Raw genomic sequence first — 17,505 nt, 5'->3', positions numbered from 1 at the left:
CATGACCATACGCTTTGAGGGCATAGAAAAAACCTACATGGTGTACGGCCGCCCCCAGGACAGGCTGTGGGAGTGGGTGACCCGCAGGCAGCGCCACCGCGTGCACGTGGCGCTGACCGGCGTGGACTTTGAAGTCCAGGCAGGAGAAACGTTTGGGCTGATCGGTGAAAACGGCGCGGGCAAGAGCACCTTGCTGAAGATTGCCGCGGGCACCATTCGGCCTACCCATGGCCAGGTGTCGCAGGAAGGCCGTGTTGCCGCGCTGCTGGAACTGGGTGCCGGATTCCACCCGGAGGAGTCGGGCTACGACAATATCCGCTTCATGGCTGCCCTGCATGGCCTGGAAGGCGGTGCCATGGAGGATTTCATCATCCGGGCCACCGCGTTCTCCGAGTTGACCGGGGAGACACTCGAACGGCCGGTGAAGACCTACTCTTCAGGCATGTTCATGCGGCTTGCATTTGCCGCAGCGACGGCCATCGATCCCGATGTGCTGATCGTGGACGAGGCCTTGTCGGTGGGGGATCTGCATTTTCAGAAGAAGAGCCTGAACCGCATCCTGGAGCTGCGCGAGCGTGGCGCCACCGTGCTTTTCTGTTCCCACAACCTGTACCAGGTGCGCAGCCTGTGCCAGCGGGCGGCGTGGATTCACGGTGGCCGCATACAGGCCATCGGGTCGACCGAGGATGTGGTGACCGCCTATGAATCGCACGAGCGGCGCAGGTATGCCCATTTGCGCGTCGAGTCGCATGAGGCCGCAAAGAAGGACGATGCGGCGGCGCAGCCTGCAGCCGCCGCTGCCTCGGGCGCACCTTTGGTGAAGATTGCGGGCCTGCTGATCGAGACAGGGGACGGTATCAACCCTGCGCAGGTGGATTCATTCCAGGATCTGTCGGTGGAGATCGAGATCGAGTCCTATGCGGATGCGCCGTTCCATGTGCTGTTTGCGATAGTCCGCCCGGACAAGGACAATGTTTTCGGCACCAGTACCCAGTTCCGCGCCGGCGGTACACCGCTGCAGGGCATCGGCAGCCACCGTATTCGCGCCCGGTTCCCGCGATTGCCGCTGCTGTCCGGCGAATACCTGTGGAGTGTGTATGTGCTGGACGATTCGGGTATCCAGGTGCTGGACATGGCCGAGCTCATTCAGCCCTTTACCGTGCTGAACCAGCGGCACCGCGAGTTCGGTGTGGCCTGGCTGGAGCACGAGTGGGTGCTGGTGGAATGACGCGTGCCTGGTCTCTCGACCTGCTTTTCCCTTCCATTGCCCGATTGCCCACGACCCTTCCCTGGAGGCTGGCTGGGCGGATAGGGCGTGAATCTGCGGCAGAGCGTGAGCACCTGCTGGGCTGGCTGGAGGGGCTGTTTGCGCGGGTTTTCCCAAAGGCCACTCAGATGGAGCATGCCCAATGGGCGCGGGCCCATCTGGCCATGCTGGCGCAGGAGATGGTGGATGCGATGGCCTTCAACCGGCTGGGCCGACCCGGAGGGCCGACGATTGAACTCCAGGGGGTGGAGTTCGCCAGGAATCTGGCCCGCCAGGGCAAGGGCTTCATCCTTGTCCTCAACCACTATGACCGGCTCCTGACGGCACCGGTTGCCTTGGCGAGAGAAGGAGTCTCCACCAACGTCCTGACCATGCCGGTCTTGGACAACCCGGAGCTTGGGGCCTCGCAGCGCCGTTTCTTGCTGCGAAAAATTCAAGGCTATACCGAGGTGACTGGTGGAAAATGGCATACCACCAGCGATGGACTGCGCCCGGTGCATGAAAGCCTCAGGGCGGGGCAGGGGTGGGTGATTCTGGCCGATGCCTGGCGGCCCGAGTTTGGCCGTTTGCGTGGCAGGCCCTTCCTGGGTGGGTGCCTGAACCTGCCCACGGGGATTGAGCGCTTGGCGCAATCCACGGGCGTTCCGTTGCTGCATGCCGTGACCTATTCGCACTGTCCAGACCGTCTGAAGGTTGTCGTCGAGCCATTGCCCGCAGATCCCGGCCACGCGATTGACACAGTCATCCAGCGACTGGAACAGGACGTTCTTGCCCGCCCTTGGGCGTGGTGGCAGTGGGGACTGTGGGATCAGATGTGGCAGCCGGCCTCGGAGGCGGAAGGAAAACCATGACCAATATTGAGCGATACGACTACGCATTCGATCCGGACGGCGAGGAGTGGGCCGCCCGGTTGCTGCGCCGTATTCCGTCCGACGGAGGCTCGGTGCTGGAGCTGGGCCCCGGGCCCGGGGCCATGACCCGTGTCCTGCTGGCGCGGGGCCATCGCGTCACGGTGGTTGAAAACGACCCCGAGGCACTGGAGGTGCTCAAGACGCTGGGCGTGGAGGTCATTCCCGGAAATCTGGATGGCACGGACTGGCTGGATGCGATCGCGGGCAGGCGGTTTGATGCGGTGATGGCCTGCGATGTGCTGGAGCACCTCAGAAAACCGGAGGACGTGCTGCAGCGGTTGAGCGAATTTGTGGCCCCCATGGGCCGCCTGCTGATCTCCGTCCCGAACATTGCCTATGCCGGGGTGCTGGCGGCGATGCGCAATGGCATCTTCGACTACTCGGACAAGGGCCAGCTGGACAGGACCCATGTCCGGTTCTTTACCAAGCGCAGCATTGAAAAAGTACTGCTGGACTACGGGTGGGCTCCCCGGATCTGGGAGGCCAACAGGGTGCCTGTCGAATGCAGCGAATTCGCCTGGTACTGGAGCGCCCTGCCCGGCGAGCAGCGCCAGGCCTTGCTGGCGGGGTGGCAGGATTTCGATGTGTACCAGTGGATGGTGGTGGTCACGCCCTCCATCGACGCTTCCGCCTGGGAGTTGGCCGAGGCACGTGGCACAGCGGACAGGCTGCGCGACGAGTTGCAGGCACTCACGGTGGTGCACCAGCGTGAGCGCGCATCATTGCTGGAGCACCAGAAAGCCTTTTCGGAAGCCAAGGAAATCATCGCGAAGATGCAGCTGGAGATCAAGGATCTGCGCGCCGACCTGGACCTGCTGCGGACGGAAAAGACCGCGGTGGAGGCCGAACTCTCCGCGCTGCAAGCGCAACCCCAGCCCGAACCTCCTCCTCCGGCAGGCCCATGGCTGCGGCTGCAGCGCAGACTCCTGGGCCGCGCGGACGGCGCGTGACGGATTGCGGAACGGACATGTTGCTCGGGGTTCCTGATTTCACGGCATCGCATGACGGCGTGGACAGCATCGGTGCGGATTGCCGGATCGATCCGTCCGTTTCCGTCATGCGGTTTGGGCAGCGCCCTGGCGTGCTGTGCCTGTCGGACGGGGTCAGCATCTACGCGCAGACAAGGCTGGTGCTGGGGGATGTGGTCGCGGACCCTTGCGTGGGGATCCGCATCGGCGCCCGCACCATTGTCAACGTGGGCGGCTATCTGTCTGGCGAAGGGGGCTTGGAGATTGGCGAGGACGTTTTGATCGGCCCCCACGTCAAGTTGCTGTCGGCCGGCCACGCCATAGACGAAGGGGATGCGGTCATCGCGCGCAACCGCATCACCCGCGCAAAGATCGTCGTGGAGGACGGCGCCTGGATAGGGGCCGGAGCCATCGTGCTCGAGGGGGTTACCATCGGGCGCGGCGCGGTGGTGGCCGCCGGCGCGCTTGTGCGGCAGGATGTCCCCGCGGGGATGGTGGCGGCGGGAATGCCCGCTCGGCTGCTGCGCTCGCGCCGTGGGGATGCATGGCCGGCGGCACAGGCCCCCGTGCCATCCCCCTGGTTTGAACGGGTCGGGGTCCGGCTGAAGAGCTTCTTGTACCAGGGACGCGGTGCCAAATGACAAGCAAGAGTGAATTTCGCAGAAGCTCCGACGGGCGCGGATGGGGATCGAACATGGTGGAAAGCCTGCGCAGGGCGGCGCTCACAATGATCTTCCTGATGGGGCTCCCTGCCTCTTCCTGGGCCGACCAGGTGTGGGAGTTCGTGGACAAGGATGGAGTGACCCACATTGGCAACGTGGCGCCGGGGGCGGCCGCGTCGCGGGGGCTGGTCTGGCTCCAACGTGTGCCTCCTGCCTCCGTGATGAGGAGCAAGGAGCGCGGCACCTCCGCACTGCAGTTTCCTGGCTACGACGATGTCAAGCAGCACCTGGCGGCGGCGGCGGAGGCGCAGTCGCTGGATCCGGCATTCGTGATCGCCGTTGCCGCTGCGGAATCGGCCTTCAATGTGAAGGCCGTTTCGCGCAAGGGCGCCCTGGGCTTGATGCAGGTGATGCCCGCGACCGCCGAGCGCTATGGGGTCGCGGCCCGTCCGCCTTCAGAGGGAGAACATGCCGCCATGGAGCCCAAGGTGAATGCGCAGATCGGCACACGCTATCTGGCGGACCTGCTGCGCATGTTCGATGGCGACAAGGAGCTGGCGCTGGCGGCCTACAACGCCGGGGAAGGAGCCGTGATCAAGCATGGCCGCCGGATTCCGCCATATCCCGAAACACAGCAGTACGTGGAAAAGGTGATGCGCTTTTACCGCGGTCTGGCCCGGTAGTGGCCCTGGATCGGGCAGCGTGGGCTTTTCCGTGATCCGTCGGTGCCTGCGTTGGCCTGCTGGGTGGGGTCCGTGCGTGGGCACCCAGGGCGCCACTTCCGGCTTCCTGCAGTGGGGGGCCGTATTCCAAGCCAACCGCATGGGGCTGCCGGTGCGGGTGGCGCCAGCTAGCGCTTTCTTACAGGCATCCGCGCAGAGTACGGGTACCATCGGCCGCTCATGATCTGGTTATCTGTGGTGGCATTCATCGTTGCAGCGTTGGCGGCAGGGTTCATCGTGCGGTGGATGCGCAGCCACGCTTCCGTGTATGGCAGCAGCATGCCGCAGCGGTTTCACCTCGGGGATATTCCCCGCCTGGGCGGGGCCGCGCTGCTGTTGGGTATCGCGTGCAGCTGGAGCCTGGGCATGCTGCAGTCGTCCCATTGGGGAGATCCTGGTTCCCTCAGGTTGGGGGCATGGGTCGGCGGCTGGCTGGTGGTCATGCTGCCGGCTGCTCTGGGGGGGATCGCGGAGGACATGACCCAGCGCCTGTCCGTCCGGTATCGGTTAAGCCTGACGGGCGCATCCGGTGCCCTGGCGGTGGTCTTGCTGGACCTGTCCCTGCCCCGCATGGGGTGGCCCTGGCTGGACTCCGTGCTGGCCGCTGCCCCGTGGCTGGGCATCGCCATCGTTGTACTTGCCGTTGCGGGGCTGCCCCACGCGTTCAACATCATCGACGGCTACAACGGCCTGGCGGGCATGGTCGCACTGATCGTGTGCCTGGCCTTGGCGCACGTGGCATTGCAGGTGGGGGATCGCGCCCTGGCGGCGCTGCTGGTGTCCACCGCCGCCGCCACCGGGGGATTCCTGGTGTGGAACTACCCGCGGGGAATGCTGTTTGCCGGCGATGGCGGGGCGTATATCTGGGGCGTGGTCATCGCCCTGGCCAGCATTTCGCTGGTGCAGCGCAACGCCGACGTGTCGCCGTGGTTCCCCATGCTTTTGCTGATCTACCCCGTCTGGGAAACGGTCTTCTCGATCTATCGCAAGACGGTGCGGGGCGTGTCCCCCGGCGTGGCCGATGCACTGCATTTTCACCAGCTGATCTACCGGCGCATCGTGCGGGGCGTTTTCCACGACGACGAATCCCGCAGGGTGCTGATGCGCAACAACCGCACGTCGCCCTACCTCTGGGGCTTCACCTTGCTCACGGTGGTGCCGGCGGTGCTGTTCTGGAGCAATACCCCGCTGCTGATGGCGTTTTGCGGCTTGTTCGTCATCAGCTATGTGATGGCGTACCTTGCCATCGTGCGGTTCAAGGTGCCGCACTGGCTGCGCCACTGAGGGCTGTTGCGCAGGCCACCCCAGCGTGCCGCGCGAATGCGGCACAATTTGCGCCTCACCGTTTTCTCTGGATGGCCCGCCTCCATGACCGACCTTCTTTCGATTGCTCCGCGCGACAAGGCTGAAATCCTGGCCCAGGCGCTGCCCTACATCCGCAAGTTCCATGGCAAGACCATGGTCATCAAATACGGTGGCAACGCCATGACGGACCCCGCGCTGCAGGCCGACTTTGCCGAAGACGTGGTGCTGCTCAAGCTCGTGGGGATGAACCCCGTGGTGGTCCACGGCGGCGGCCCGCAGATCGAGACGGCCCTGAACCGCCTGGGCAAGAAGGGCGAGTTCATCCAGGGCATGCGCGTGACGGACGCCGAGACCATGGAAGTGGTCGAGTGGGTGCTGGCCGGCGAAGTGCAGCAGGACATCGTGGGCCTGATCAACCAGGCCGGTGGCAAGGCCGTGGGGCTCACGGGCCGCGACGGCGGCATGATCCGCGCGCAGAAGCTCAAGATGGTGGACAACAAGAACCCGAGCATCGAGCACGACGTGGGCCAGGTGGGGGACATCGTGGCCATCGACCCGAGCGTGGTCAAGGCGCTGCAGGACGATGCCTTCATCCCCGTCATCAGCCCCATCGGCTTCGGCGAAAACAACGAGAGCTACAACATCAACGCCGACGTGGTGGCCAGCAAGCTGGCCACGGTGCTGCAAGCTGAAAAACTCATGCTCCTGACCAACACGCCCGGCGTGCTGGACAAGGCGGGCAACCTGCTCACCGACCTCACGGCCCGCGAGATCGACGCGCTGTTCGCCGATGGCACCATCTCCGGCGGCATGCTGCCCAAGATCGCGGGCGCGCTCGATGCCGCCAAGGCCGGCGTGCACGCCGTGCACATCATCGATGGCCGTGTGCCGCATGCCATGCTGCTCGAAATCCTGACCGACCAGGCCTACGGGACCATGATCCGCTCGCACTGACCCTTTTCGTAGCCTGCTATGCGCCTGCTGTTGGTTGAAGACGATGTCATGGTGGCCAGCGGCATCAAGTTGGGCCTGACCGACGCCGGATACGCCGTGGATTGGGTCGGCAGCGGGGAGCGCGCCGAAGAGGTGCTGCGCACGGAGTCTTTCGATGCGGCTATCATCGACATCGGCCTGCCTGCCATGGATGGGCTGGAGCTCACCCGCCGCCTGCGCCGTCCCGACATGATCAGCCCCGCCATGCCCGTGCTGATCCTGACCGCGCGCGATGCCCTGCATGACCGCGTGCAGGGGCTGGACCTGGGGGCGGACGACTACATGGTCAAGCCCTTCGAGCTGCCCGAGCTGCTGGCCCGCCTGCGGGCCCTGCTGCGCCGCTCGCAGGCCGCCACGACGGCGGTGCTCAGCTTCGGGCCGCTGGAGCTGGACACGGCAGGCCGCCGCGCGAGCATCCGCACCGGCGAAGGGGAGCAGGTGATCGAACTGGGTCCCCGTGAATGGACCGTGCTCGAATACCTGCTCATCAACGCCCCCAAGCCTGCGAGCAAGGACAAGCTCCTGCAGGCCCTGACGGGGTGGGACAAGGAGATCACGCCCAATGCGGTGGAGGTCTACGTCTCGCGCCTGCGCGGCAAGCTCGAGCCGCATGGCGTGGCGCTGCGCTCGATCCGCGGGTTCGGCTACCGGCTGGAACTCCAGGCCGCCTGAGCGGAATCGGTCTGGCTCAGCGCCCGCGCCGGTGAAGGCCCACCATGACGATGCCGGACCGGGCCCCTCCTTCCCAGCGGCTTGGCCTGCGCGCCATGACCTCCGACCTGCGCAACCGGCTGCTGCTTTTGCTGGTGCTGCCCTTGTGCCTGCTCGCGCTCGCGGGCGTGTGGCTGGACTACCGCTCGGCCGATGAGGCCGCCGGACGGCATGACCAGCGCCTGCTGCGGCTGCTTCCGGCGCTGGCCGATTCGGTACTGGCCCCCGCGATCCGTGACAACGAGCCGCCCCTGCTGCTGCTGGCGCCGCCGGTCGAGGACTTCCTGCGCCAGAACGCCGGGTTTGCCGGGTACAGCGTGCGCGACGCCTCCGGCCGCCTGCTGCTGGGGGACGACTGGGTGCACAGCGCCGTGCCGACCACGCAGGCCCCCGAATTCCACAGCGTCGAATTTGGCGGCGTGACCTACCGGGTGGCCGTGCAGCGCGGCCGCACGGGGGCCGGCGAGCTGGTGGTGGCGCTGGCCGACGGGTCGGACCCGCGCCAGCAGTGGGCGCAGCAGCTTCTGCTGCGCGTGCTGCTGCCCAACCTGGTGCTCGTGGCCGCCGCCGCGCTGGCCATCCACTGGGCCGTGGGGCGTGCGTTCAAGCCGCTGGTGGATCTGGCCGAAGCGGTGGAACACCGCTCGCCGCGCGATCTCAGCCCCATCGACGAGGCCTCGTCGCCCGCCGAGGTGCGCCCGCTCGTGCATTCGCTCAACCGGCTGTTCGCGTTGGTCAATGCGCAGGCGGAAGGGCAGCGCCGCTTCGTGGCCGACGCGGCGCACCAGCTGCGCACCCCGCTGGCGGGCCTGCAGGCGCAGGTCGAGGCCTGGGCGATGATGGCCAAGGCCGCCGGCCCGCGGGTATCGCTGCCGGATTTTGATCGACAAATGCCGCTGGCGCAGGATGGTCAAGCGAAAGGCGCTATTGTTTTAGGAGTTGATCAGATCGAGAAGCTGCGCAATGCCACGCGCCGGACCTCGCAGCTCGCGCACCAGCTGCTGGCCCTGTCGCGCGCCGACGCGCGCAGCCTGGATGCGCAGCCGCCGCAGCGCGTGGACCTGAAGGACCTGTGCGAGGCGCTGCTCGAGACCTTTCTCGATCCGGCCACCGGCAAGGGGCTGGACCTGGGGCTCGACGTGCAGCCCGTGCATGTCACCGGCCATGGCTGGCTGCTGCGCGAACTGCTGTCCAACCTGGTGGACAACGCCATCAAGTACACGCCGGCGGGGGGCATTGTCACCATCCGCTGCGGCATGCGCCAGGGGCGCACCGGGCCACCCCGCGTGTACCTGGAGGTCGAGGACGACGGCCCGGGCGTGCCCGAGGCGGAGCGCGCCCGCGTCATGCAGCGCTTTTACCGCGTGCCTGGCACGGTGGGGGAGGGCACGGGCCTGGGGCTGGCCATCGCCGACGAGATCGCGCGCGTGCACCGCGCCTCCCTGACGCTCGGGACGGGCCCCCAGGGGCACGGGCTGCTGGTGGCTGTGGTGTTTCCGCTGTAGATCCGCCCCCGCGCGCTCCTTGCGCGTGTCCGTGTGCGGGCCGGGCAAAAGCCTGTGCGAGAATCATTTCCATACATGATTTACGCCTGCCGCTGGCCCGTGCATGCCCATCCGGCATGTGAACCGGGCGCCGGGTGCCACTGGCCGCATGGCCCTACCAGAGCCCCTGTCCTGCATGTCCGAACTTTCTCCCCTTCCAGAGCCCGCCAGCACCGACGACGCGGGTGAAACGCCGGCCGCGCGCAAGCGGCCCAAGCCGGGCGAGCGCCGCGTGCAGATCCTGCAGGCGCTGGCGGCCATGCTGGAGCAGCCGGGCGCGGAGCGCATCACCACCGCCGCGCTGGCGGCGCGCCTGTCGGTGAGCGAGGCGGCGCTGTACCGCCACTTCGCGAGCAAGGCGCAGATGTTCGAGGGGCTGATCGACTTCATCGAGCAGTCCGTGTTCACCCTCGTGCAGCAGATCACCGGCCGCGAGGTGCCCGACCCCGCCCAGCCGCCCGACGTGGGCCAGCGGCAGGCGGCGCGCATCGTGGCTGTGCTGCTGCAGTTTGGCGAGCGCAACCCCGGCATGGTGCGGGTGATGGTGGGCGACGCCCTGGTGTTCGAGCACGAGCGCCTGCAGCAGCGCATGAACCAGTTCTTTGACCGCATCGAGTCCACCCTGCGCCAGTGCCTGCGCCCGGCCGCGGCGGGCTCCGCGACGCCCACGGTCGATGCCCAGGTGGCGGCCAGCGTGCTCACGGCGTTTGCGGTGGGTCGCCTGCAGCGCTATGCGCGCTCGGGTTTCAAGCGCCCGCCTTCCGAGCACCTGGAAGCCAGCCTCGCGCTGATTCTCTAGCACCGCCACGCTGGCGGTGCCGCCGGCGGGGCCCCGGCACGCTGGAGAGCGGGCCCGCCAGGCGGTGGCGCCGCCGCAACGGGTGATTTGGGGGCCGCTCCCTATTTTTTCCCGGGGTTTTGGCCGGTCGCTGAATTTGCTGCAGAATAGAACGAACGTTCGTTTTTATTTGCCAGCATGTCCGCCACCTCTTCATCCAGCCAGGTCACCCGCATCCCGCGCGCCCGCAGCGGTACCGGCCGCGCCCTGCAAAAGGGCCAGCAAACCAAGGCGGCCATTGTCGAGGCGGCGCTGGGCCTGGCCACGCACATCGGGCTGGAAGGCTTGTCCATCGGGGCGCTGGCCGATGTCACGGGCATGAGCAAGTCGGGCGTGTTCGCCCACTTCGGCTCGCGCGAAGAGCTGCAGATCTCCGTCATCCGCGAATACCACACCCGCTTCGAGCAGGAGGTGTTCTACCCCGCGATGTCCGCGCCGCGCGGCGTGGCGCGCCTGTCGGCCATGTTCGACAACTGGATGAAGCGCACCTCCATCGAAATCGACTCGGGCTGCATCTACATCAGCGGCGCGGTCGAGTTCGACGACCGCACCGGCCCCGTGCGCGACGCGCTGGCCAGCTCGGTGCTGACCTGGCACGCCGCCATGCGCCGCGCCATCGAGCAGTGCAAGGGCCTCGCAGAGCTGCGCGCGGACACCAATGCCGAGCAGATGCTGTTCGAGATCCACGGCCTCATCCTCGCGCTGCATTACGAAGCGCGCTTCCTGCAAACCCCCGGCTCCATGGGCCGGGCCGTGCAGGGCTTTCACAACATCCTGGCGCGCTACAGCGCCGACACGCCGGCCGCCGCCGCGCCAGCCACCCCTGCTGCCGCCAAGCGCCGCAAAGTTTCCAACCAAACCACCACCTCCAAGGAGTAAACCCATGCCTACCTACACGCCGCCCCTGCGCGACATGCAATTCGTCATGCACGAAGTGCTCAAGGTCAGCGATGAATTCAAGGCAATGCCGCCCCACGCCGAGGTGGATGTGGACACCATCAATGCCGTGCTGGAAGAAGCCGGCAAGTTCGCCGCCGAAGTGACCTTCCCGCTCAACATCAGCGGCGATACCGAAGGCTGCGTGCTGGACAAGGCCACGCACGAAGTCAAGCCCCCGTCGGGCTTCAAGGACGCCTACGCCAAGTACGTCGAAGGCGGCTGGGCGGCGCTGTCGTGCGACCCCGCCTATGGCGGCCAGGGCCTGCCCTTCGTGCTGAACCAGTGCCTGTACGAGATGATGAACTCGGCCAACCAGGCGTGGACCATGTACCCCGGCCTGTCGCACGGCGCGTACGAAGCCCTGCACGCCCACGGCACCGACGAGCAAAAGAAGATCTACCTGCCCAAGCTCACCAGCGGCGAGTGGACCGGCACCATGTGCCTGACCGAACCCCATTGCGGCACCGACCTGGGCCTGTTGCGCACCAAGGCCGAACCGCAGGCCGACGGCACCTATAAGATCACCGGCAACAAGATCTTCATTAGCGCCGGCGAACACGACATGACCGCCAACATCGTGCACCTGGTGCTGGCCCGCCTGCCCGATGCGCCCAAGGGCAGCAAGGGCATCAGCCTGTTCGTCGTGCCCAAGTTCAACGTGAAGGCCGATGGCTCGCTGGGCGAACGCAACCCGATCTTCTGCACGGGCCTGGAGCACAAGATGGGCATCCACGGCAACGCCACCGCGCAGATCGCCATCGATGGCGCCATCGGCACCCTGGTGGGCCAGCCCAACAAGGGCCTGGCCGCCATGTTCGTGATGATGAACGCCGCGCGCCTGGGCGTGGGCAACCAGTCGCTGGGCCTGACCGAAGTGGCCTACCAGAACGCGCTGGCCTACGCCAAGGACCGCATCCAGATGCGCAGCCTGTCGGGCGTGAAGGCCAAGGACAAGGACGCCGACCCCATCATCGTGCACCCCGACGTGCGCAAGATGCTGCTCACCGCCAAGGCGTACGCCGAAGGCGGTCGCGCGCTGCAGATCTTCTGCACGCTGCTGCTGGACAAGGTGCACAGCCACCCTGATGAAAAGGTGCGTGCCGAATCCGAAGAGATGGTGGCGCTGCTCACCCCCATCGTGAAGGCCTTCATCACCGACAACGGCCACATCAGCACCAACGCCTGCATGCAGGTCTTCGGCGGCCACGGCTTCATCAAGGAATGGGGCATGGAGCAGTACGTGCGCGACAACCGCATCAACATGATCTACGAAGGCACGAACACCGTGCAGTCGCTGGACCTGCTGGGCCGCAAGATCCTGGGCAACAACGGCGCCACGCTCAAGAAGCTGGGCAAGCTGATCGGTAAGCTGGTGGAAGAAGAAGGCGTGAACGAGAAGATGGCCGAGTTCATCAACCCCGTCGCGATGCTGGGTGACCAGATGACCAAATTCACCACCGAAATCGGCTTCAAGGGCATGCAAAACCCCGACGAAGTGGGCGCCGCCGCCGTGGACTACCTGCGCGTGGCCGGCCACCTGGTGTTTGGCTACCTGTTCGCCCGCATGGCCCAGGTCGCGCTGCGCGAGATCGCCGCCGGCAACACCGACCCGTTCTACGGCGCCAAGCTGCAGACCGCGCGTTTCTACTTCGCCAAGCTGTTCCCTGAAACGGCGACGCTGATGCGCACGGCCCGTGCCGGCAGCAAGGTGCTGATGGACACCGATCTGGCCCTGGCCTGATCGGTGCATCATGCGGATTTCAAGCCTTTTTGCCACGGAGCGCTTATGTACAAAGCGGTAGTAGCTATTGTTTTGGTAGCGGGTGCATTGCCGGCTTGGGCGCAGATGACGCCTGAAGGCCTGTGGCGCAACATCGACGACAAGACCGGCGAGGCCAAGGCGGAGATCCGCATCCGCGACATCGGCGGCGGCGTGCTGCACGGGGCGCTGGAAAAGCGCCTGTCCAAGGACGCCAAGCCCGACGATGTCTGCGACGAATGCTCGGACGACCGCAAGGGCAAGCCCCTCCTGGGGCTGGAGATCATCCGTGGCGCCAAGAAGGCCGAGGGCAAGGAAGTGTGGGAAGGCGGCAAGATCCTCGATCCCGAGAACGGCCGCAACTACACCCTGCGCATGACCCCCATCGACGGCGGCAAGAAGCTCGAAGTGCGGGGCTCCATCGGCCCCTTCGGCCGCTCGCAGACCTGGATCCGCGTCCAGTAAACCCAACGCCCGTGGCCTGCCTGCCCGTCTGCCTGCGCCGTGCCCGGCGCGCGGCGGCGCCAGGCCACCAACAAGGAACCAACCCATGTCCCGATTTCAAGTGAAGAAAGTCGCCGTGCTCGGCGCAGGCGTGATGGGCGCGCAGATTGCCGCCCACCTCGTCAACGTGAAGGTGCCCGTGGTGCTGTTCGACCTGCCCGCCAAGGAAGGCCCGAAGAACGGCATCGTCACCAAGGCCGTCGAAGGCCTCAAGAAGCTCAAGCCCTCGCCCCTGGGCGTGGCCGACGACGCGGCGCTGATCCAGCAGGCCAACTACGAAGAGCACATGCACCTGCTCAAGGAATGCGACCTCGTGATCGAGGCCATTGCCGAGCGCATGGACTGGAAGCTCGACCTCTACACCAAGATCGCACCCCACGTGGCCAAGCACGCCATCCTGGCGTCCAACACCTCGGGCCTGTCGATCACCAAGCTCTCCGAAGTGCTGCCCGAGAGCATCAAGCCGCGTTTCTGCGGCATCCACTTCTTCAACCCACCGCGCTACATGACGCTGGTGGAGCTGATCAACACGCCCACCACGCAGCCTGAAGTGCTCGACCAGCTCGAAGCCTTCGTCACCAGCGGCCTGGGCAAGGGCGTGGTGCGCGCGCACGACACCCCCAACTTCGTCGCCAACCGCGTGGGCATCGCCGGCATGCTGGCCACCATGAAGGAGGTCGAGAACTTCGGCCTGACCTTCGACGTGGTGGACGACCTCACGGGCAAGAAGCTCGGCCGCGCATCGAGCGGCACCTTTCGCACCGCCGACGTGGTGGGCCTGGACACCATGGCCCATGTGATCAAGACGCTGCAGGACAACCTGAGCATCGAGACCGACCCCTTCTACGAAAGCTTTGGCACGCCCGCGGTGCTGAAGAAGCTGCTGGAGCTGGGCAACCTGGGCCAGAAGGCCAAGGCCGGTTTCTTCAAGAAGGTCGGCCGCGACGTGATGCGCTTCGAGCTGGACAGCGAAGAGTACGTGCCCGCCGGCCAGAAGGCCGACGAGGTGTACGCCCGCATGCTCAAGAAGCCCGCCGCCGAACGCCTGCGCCTGCTGCGCAACGCCGAAGGCGCGCCCGGCCAGTTCCTCTGGGCCATCCTGCGCAACGGCTTCCACTACGCCGCCGTGCACCTGGGCACTATCGCCGACAACGCGCGCGACGTGGACCAGGCCATGCGCTGGGGCTTCGGCATGAAGCAGGGCCCCTTCGAGCTGTGGCAGGAAGCCGGCTGGCTCGACGTGGCGAAGATGATCCAGGAAGACATCGACGCGGGTAAAGCGCTGTGCAAGGCACCGCTGCCCGAGTGGGTCTTCAAGGGCCCCGTGGCCGAAGCCGGTGGCGTGCACACCGCGCAAGGCTCGTGGAGCGCATCGCAGAACAAGTTCGTGCCCCGCCGCCAGCTGCCGGTGTACGAGCGCCAGATTTTCCCTGAGTCGCTGCTGGGCGAGACCAACCTGCCCGACTGGCGCACCGCCGGCACGACCATTGCAGAGTCCAAAGCCCTGCGCACCTGGACGCTGGATGGCCAGGTACTCATCGCCAGCATCAAGAACAAGATGCACGCCATCAGCCCCGAAGTGATGGAAGGCTTGATGGAAGCGTTGGAGCTGGCCGAGGCCGAGTACCAGGGTATGGTCATCTGGTCCGGCGACGCCCCGTTCAGCGTGGGCGCCGACCTGGAAGCCACCATGCCGGCCTTCATGGTCGGCGGCGCCGATGCGGTCGAAAGCATCGAGCAGGAACTGCAGAACCTGATGATGCGCATCCGCTACGCGCAGGTGCCCGTCGTCGCGGCCATCCACGGCATGGCGCTGGGCGGCGGCTGCGAGCTGGCCGTGTATTCCGCCAAGCGCGTGGCCCACATGGAAAGCTACATCGGCCTGGTCGAAGTGGGCGTGGGCCTGGTGCCCGGCGCGGGCGGCCTGACCTACATCGCGCGCCGCGCGGCCGAGAACATGGCGGCCTCTACCGGCAAGGACATCCTGCCCTTCCTGACCGAAGGCTTCACCGCCGCCGCGATGGCCAAGGTGGGCACCAGCGCGCTCGAATCGCGCAAGCTCGGCTACCTGCTGGAGTCCGACATCATCGTCCCGCACAAGGATGAGCTGCTGTTCGTGGCCATCAACGAAGCCAAGTCCATGGCCGCCAGTGGCTGGCGCGCGCCGCACAAGCGCCTGTTCCCCGTGGCCGGCCGCAGCGGCCTGGCCACCATCAAGGCGCAGCTCGTGAACATGCGCGACGGCGGCTTCATCAGCGCCTACGACTTCAAGGTCAGCACCATGATCGCCGAGGTGGTCTGTGGCGGCGACGTGGACGCCGGCGCGCTGGTGAGCGAGGAATATTTGCTCACGCTGGAGCGCAAGGTGTTCTGCCACCTGATCGCACAGCCCAAGACGCACGAGCGCATCCTGGGCATGCTCTCGACAGGCAAGCCTGTTCGCAACTGACCGCCATCGCCATGACGGACCACGCCCCCAACAAACTCCAGCGCTCGCTGATGCGCCTGGACGAGGCACCCGCCTTCATGCGCGGCTTCGTGCAGAACATCATCCTGCGCCGGGCCGTGCCTTTCACCGGCACGGCCGGGGTGAAGTTCGTGTCGCTCACGCCCGAGCGTGTGGAAGTGCGCCTGCCCAATGAGCACCGCGTGCAGAACCACATCGGCGGCGTGCACGCCTCGGCCATGAACCTGTTGGCCGAGACGGCCACCGGCATGGTGGTGGGCATGAACGTGCGCGATGACTGCATACCGCTGGCCAAGGAGCTGTCCATGGCGTTCAAGAAGCGCGCCACGGGTGGCTTGAAGGCCGTGGCCACGCTGACCGCCGAGCAGCGCGCCGCCATGTTGGCCAGCGACAAGGGCGAGGTGCAGGTCACCGTCACCGTGACCGACGAAGCCGGCGTGGAGCCGGTCGAATGTGTATTTACGTGGGCCTGGATTCCTTCCAGCCGCCCCGCCAAGCATTGAAGGAGTTTCAACACCATGGCTCAAAAACAAGTCCAGGACGCCTACATCGTTGCCGCCACGCGCACCCCCATCGGGCGCTCGGGCCGCGGCTATTTCAAGAACACCCGCCCCGATGACCTGCTGGTCGCCGCCATCAAGAGCGCCATGCTGCAGGTCCCCACGCTGGACCCCAAGGCGATCGAGGACGCCATCATCGGCTGCTCCTTCCCTGAAGGCGAGCAGGGCATGAACATGGCCCGCATCGCCGTGGGCCTGGCGTTCGACCACCCCGTGGGCGGCGTGACCGTGAACCGCTTCTGCGCATCGGGCATCACCGCGCTGCAGATGGCGGCCGACCGCATCCGCGTGGGCGAGGCCGACGTGCTGATCGCCGGTGGCGCCGAGTCCATGAGCCTCGTGCCCATGGGCGGCAACAAGCCATCATTCAACGCAGAAATTTTTGCGCGTGACGAGAACGTGGGCATCGCCTACGGCATGGGCCTCACGGCCGAGAAAGTCGCGCAGCAGTGGAAGATCAGCCGCGAGGCGCAGGATGCCTTCGCACTGGAATCGCACCTGCGCGCCATCAAGGCGCAAAAGGCCGGTGAGTTCAGCGACGAAATCACGCCCTTCGAGGTCGTGGAGCGTTCGCCCAACCTGGCCACCGGCGAAGTGGTGGAAAAGCGCCGCACCGTGAACCTGGACGAAGGCCCTCGGCCCGACACGTCCCTCGAAGGTCTGGCCAAGCTCAAGCCCGTGTTCGCCGCGCGCGGCAGCGTCACGGCGGGCAACAGCTCGCAGACCAGCGATGGCGCCGGTGCGCTGATCGTGGCCAGCGAAAAGGCGGTGAAGCAATTCGGCCTGACGCCCCTGGCCCGCTTTGTGAGCTACGCAGCGCGTGGCGTGCCGCCGGAGATCATGGGCATTGGTCCCATCGAGGCGATTCCTGCGGCGCTGCGTTATGCGGGCTTGAAGAGTGACGACATTGGCTGGTACGAGTTGAACGAAGCGTTTGCGGCCCAGTCGCTGGCGGTGATCAATACGCTGGGCCTGAACCCTGCGAACGTGAACCCCATGGGCGGCGCCATTGCGCTGGGGCATCCGCTGGGCGCTACTGGTGCCATCCGTGCGGCGACGGTGGTGCATGCGCTGCGTCGGCACAAGCTGAAGTACGGCATGGTCACGATGTGCGTGGGCACGGGACAAGGCGCCGCCGGCATCATCGAAGCTCTTTGAGTTAGCTGGCTACTGCGCGGGCCATCTGCGTCGTTGGGCGGTGCTCGGAATCCTCACGTACTAGGCAAGTACGTTCCGGTTCCTGTGCTCCGTCCGCCTAGCAGCTGATCCCGCTCGCTACGCCCTTGAGGGCGGGGTGTGAAGGCAGGTGAATGGGCGGGGTAAGACTTGATTGCTCTCACCCAAACCGTTCGGGC

The 17,505-nt window shown here is 66.2% G+C and carries 16 protein-coding genes; all 16 read left to right on the top strand.

Annotated elements, in window-relative coordinates; all coding sequences use genetic code 11:
* Position 1: 1 nt before the first annotated feature.
* The 16 genes from AC1RVY_RS05365 to AC1RVY_RS05290 all read left to right on the top strand — a co-directional run bounded on the left by AC1RVY_RS05365 (position 2) and on the right by AC1RVY_RS05290 (position 17,308).
* On the top strand, positions 2-1,228 hold the full coding sequence (locus AC1RVY_RS05365) for an ABC transporter ATP-binding protein (RefSeq protein WP_492805636.1): 1,227 nt from the start codon (positions 2-4) through the stop codon (positions 1,226-1,228).
* 167 nt (positions 1,229-1,395) lie between these two features.
* A complete protein-coding gene (locus AC1RVY_RS05360; RefSeq protein WP_492805635.1) occupies positions 1,396-2,118 on the top strand; it encodes a hypothetical protein in 723 nt (240 codons plus the stop codon).
* Entirely contained in the window at positions 2,115-3,128 is a 1,014-nt protein-coding gene (locus tag AC1RVY_RS05355; RefSeq protein WP_492805633.1) for a class I SAM-dependent methyltransferase, read from the top strand. Before AC1RVY_RS05360 ends, AC1RVY_RS05355 begins: the two co-directional genes overlap by 4 nt.
* A gap of 17 nt (positions 3,129-3,145) precedes the next feature.
* On the top strand, positions 3,146-3,787 hold the full coding sequence (locus AC1RVY_RS05350; RefSeq protein WP_218293201.1) for an acyltransferase: 642 nt from the start codon (positions 3,146-3,148) through the stop codon (positions 3,785-3,787).
* A 98-nt stretch (positions 3,788-3,885) separates the two neighbouring features.
* Positions 3,886-4,491 (top strand): lytic transglycosylase domain-containing protein, encoded by a 606-nt coding sequence (locus AC1RVY_RS05345; protein ID WP_492805632.1) that lies wholly within the window; start codon positions 3,886-3,888, stop codon positions 4,489-4,491.
* A gap of 219 nt (positions 4,492-4,710) precedes the next feature.
* Entirely contained in the window at positions 4,711-5,814 is a 1,104-nt protein-coding gene (locus AC1RVY_RS05340; RefSeq protein ID WP_492805630.1) for a glycosyltransferase family 4 protein, read from the top strand.
* 84 nt (positions 5,815-5,898) lie between these two features.
* On the top strand, positions 5,899-6,789 hold the full coding sequence (argB, locus tag AC1RVY_RS05335; RefSeq protein ID WP_218293204.1) for an acetylglutamate kinase: 891 nt from the start codon (positions 5,899-5,901) through the stop codon (positions 6,787-6,789).
* A gap of 18 nt (positions 6,790-6,807) precedes the next feature.
* Positions 6,808-7,500, top strand: a complete 693-nt coding sequence (locus tag AC1RVY_RS05330) for a response regulator transcription factor (protein WP_218293205.1) — start codon at positions 6,808-6,810, stop codon at positions 7,498-7,500.
* A gap of 95 nt (positions 7,501-7,595) precedes the next feature.
* Positions 7,596-9,044: a sensor histidine kinase gene (locus tag AC1RVY_RS05325; protein WP_218294383.1), complete on the top strand. Its 1,449-nt coding sequence runs from the start codon at positions 7,596-7,598 to the stop codon at positions 9,042-9,044.
* Positions 9,045-9,219: 175 nt separating this feature from the next.
* On the top strand, positions 9,220-9,882 hold the full coding sequence (gene slmA, locus AC1RVY_RS05320; protein WP_492244294.1) for a nucleoid occlusion factor SlmA: 663 nt from the start codon (positions 9,220-9,222) through the stop codon (positions 9,880-9,882).
* Between the two features lie 177 nt (positions 9,883-10,059).
* Positions 10,060-10,800, top strand: coding sequence for a TetR/AcrR family transcriptional regulator (locus tag AC1RVY_RS05315; RefSeq protein ID WP_218293207.1), 741 nt, complete (start codon positions 10,060-10,062; stop codon positions 10,798-10,800).
* Positions 10,801-10,804: 4 nt separating this feature from the next.
* Positions 10,805-12,601, top strand: coding sequence for an acyl-CoA dehydrogenase C-terminal domain-containing protein (locus AC1RVY_RS05310; RefSeq protein WP_369641372.1), 1,797 nt, complete (start codon positions 10,805-10,807; stop codon positions 12,599-12,601).
* 45 nt (positions 12,602-12,646) lie between these two features.
* A complete protein-coding gene (locus tag AC1RVY_RS05305) occupies positions 12,647-13,084 on the top strand; it encodes a DUF2147 domain-containing protein (protein ID WP_492805626.1) in 438 nt (145 codons plus the stop codon).
* An 85-nt stretch (positions 13,085-13,169) separates the two neighbouring features.
* A complete protein-coding gene (locus tag AC1RVY_RS05300) occupies positions 13,170-15,572 on the top strand; it encodes a 3-hydroxyacyl-CoA dehydrogenase/enoyl-CoA hydratase family protein (RefSeq protein WP_492805624.1) in 2,403 nt (800 codons plus the stop codon).
* Between the two features lie 11 nt (positions 15,573-15,583).
* On the top strand, positions 15,584-16,093 hold the full coding sequence (locus tag AC1RVY_RS05295) for a DUF4442 domain-containing protein (RefSeq protein WP_492805623.1): 510 nt from the start codon (positions 15,584-15,586) through the stop codon (positions 16,091-16,093).
* Between the two features lie 15 nt (positions 16,094-16,108).
* Complete coding sequence (locus AC1RVY_RS05290) at positions 16,109-17,308, top strand: acetyl-CoA C-acyltransferase (RefSeq protein WP_492805622.1); 1,200 nt, start codon at positions 16,109-16,111, stop codon at positions 17,306-17,308.
* The last annotated feature ends 197 nt before the right edge of the window (positions 17,309-17,505 follow it).

The sequence above is a fragment of the Acidovorax sp. GW821-FHT11A03 genome (assembly GCF_058809075.1).
The sequence above is the reverse complement of the archived record's forward strand: the minus strand, read 5'-3'. Positions and strand labels throughout refer to the sequence as shown.

Coding starts and splice junctions, on each gene's coding strand:
- AC1RVY_RS05365 (WP_492805636.1), top strand. CDS start 2: ATGACCATACGCTTTGAGGGCATAGAAAAAACCTACATGGTGTACGGC.
- AC1RVY_RS05360 (WP_492805635.1), top strand. CDS start 1,396: ATGGAGCATGCCCAATGGGCGCGGGCCCATCTGGCCATGCTGGCGCAG.
- AC1RVY_RS05355 (WP_492805633.1), top strand. CDS start 2,115: ATGACCAATATTGAGCGATACGACTACGCATTCGATCCGGACGGCGAG.
- AC1RVY_RS05350 (WP_218293201.1), top strand. CDS start 3,146: ATGTTGCTCGGGGTTCCTGATTTCACGGCATCGCATGACGGCGTGGAC.
- AC1RVY_RS05345 (WP_492805632.1), top strand. CDS start 3,886: ATGGGGCTCCCTGCCTCTTCCTGGGCCGACCAGGTGTGGGAGTTCGTG.
- AC1RVY_RS05340 (WP_492805630.1), top strand. CDS start 4,711: ATGATCTGGTTATCTGTGGTGGCATTCATCGTTGCAGCGTTGGCGGCA.
- argB (WP_218293204.1), top strand. CDS start 5,899: ATGACCGACCTTCTTTCGATTGCTCCGCGCGACAAGGCTGAAATCCTG.
- AC1RVY_RS05330 (WP_218293205.1), top strand. CDS start 6,808: ATGCGCCTGCTGTTGGTTGAAGACGATGTCATGGTGGCCAGCGGCATC.
- AC1RVY_RS05325 (WP_218294383.1), top strand. CDS start 7,596: ATGACCTCCGACCTGCGCAACCGGCTGCTGCTTTTGCTGGTGCTGCCC.
- slmA (WP_492244294.1), top strand. CDS start 9,220: ATGTCCGAACTTTCTCCCCTTCCAGAGCCCGCCAGCACCGACGACGCG.
- AC1RVY_RS05315 (WP_218293207.1), top strand. CDS start 10,060: ATGTCCGCCACCTCTTCATCCAGCCAGGTCACCCGCATCCCGCGCGCC.
- AC1RVY_RS05310 (WP_369641372.1), top strand. CDS start 10,805: ATGCCTACCTACACGCCGCCCCTGCGCGACATGCAATTCGTCATGCAC.
- AC1RVY_RS05305 (WP_492805626.1), top strand. CDS start 12,647: ATGTACAAAGCGGTAGTAGCTATTGTTTTGGTAGCGGGTGCATTGCCG.
- AC1RVY_RS05300 (WP_492805624.1), top strand. CDS start 13,170: ATGTCCCGATTTCAAGTGAAGAAAGTCGCCGTGCTCGGCGCAGGCGTG.
- AC1RVY_RS05295 (WP_492805623.1), top strand. CDS start 15,584: ATGACGGACCACGCCCCCAACAAACTCCAGCGCTCGCTGATGCGCCTG.
- AC1RVY_RS05290 (WP_492805622.1), top strand. CDS start 16,109: ATGGCTCAAAAACAAGTCCAGGACGCCTACATCGTTGCCGCCACGCGC.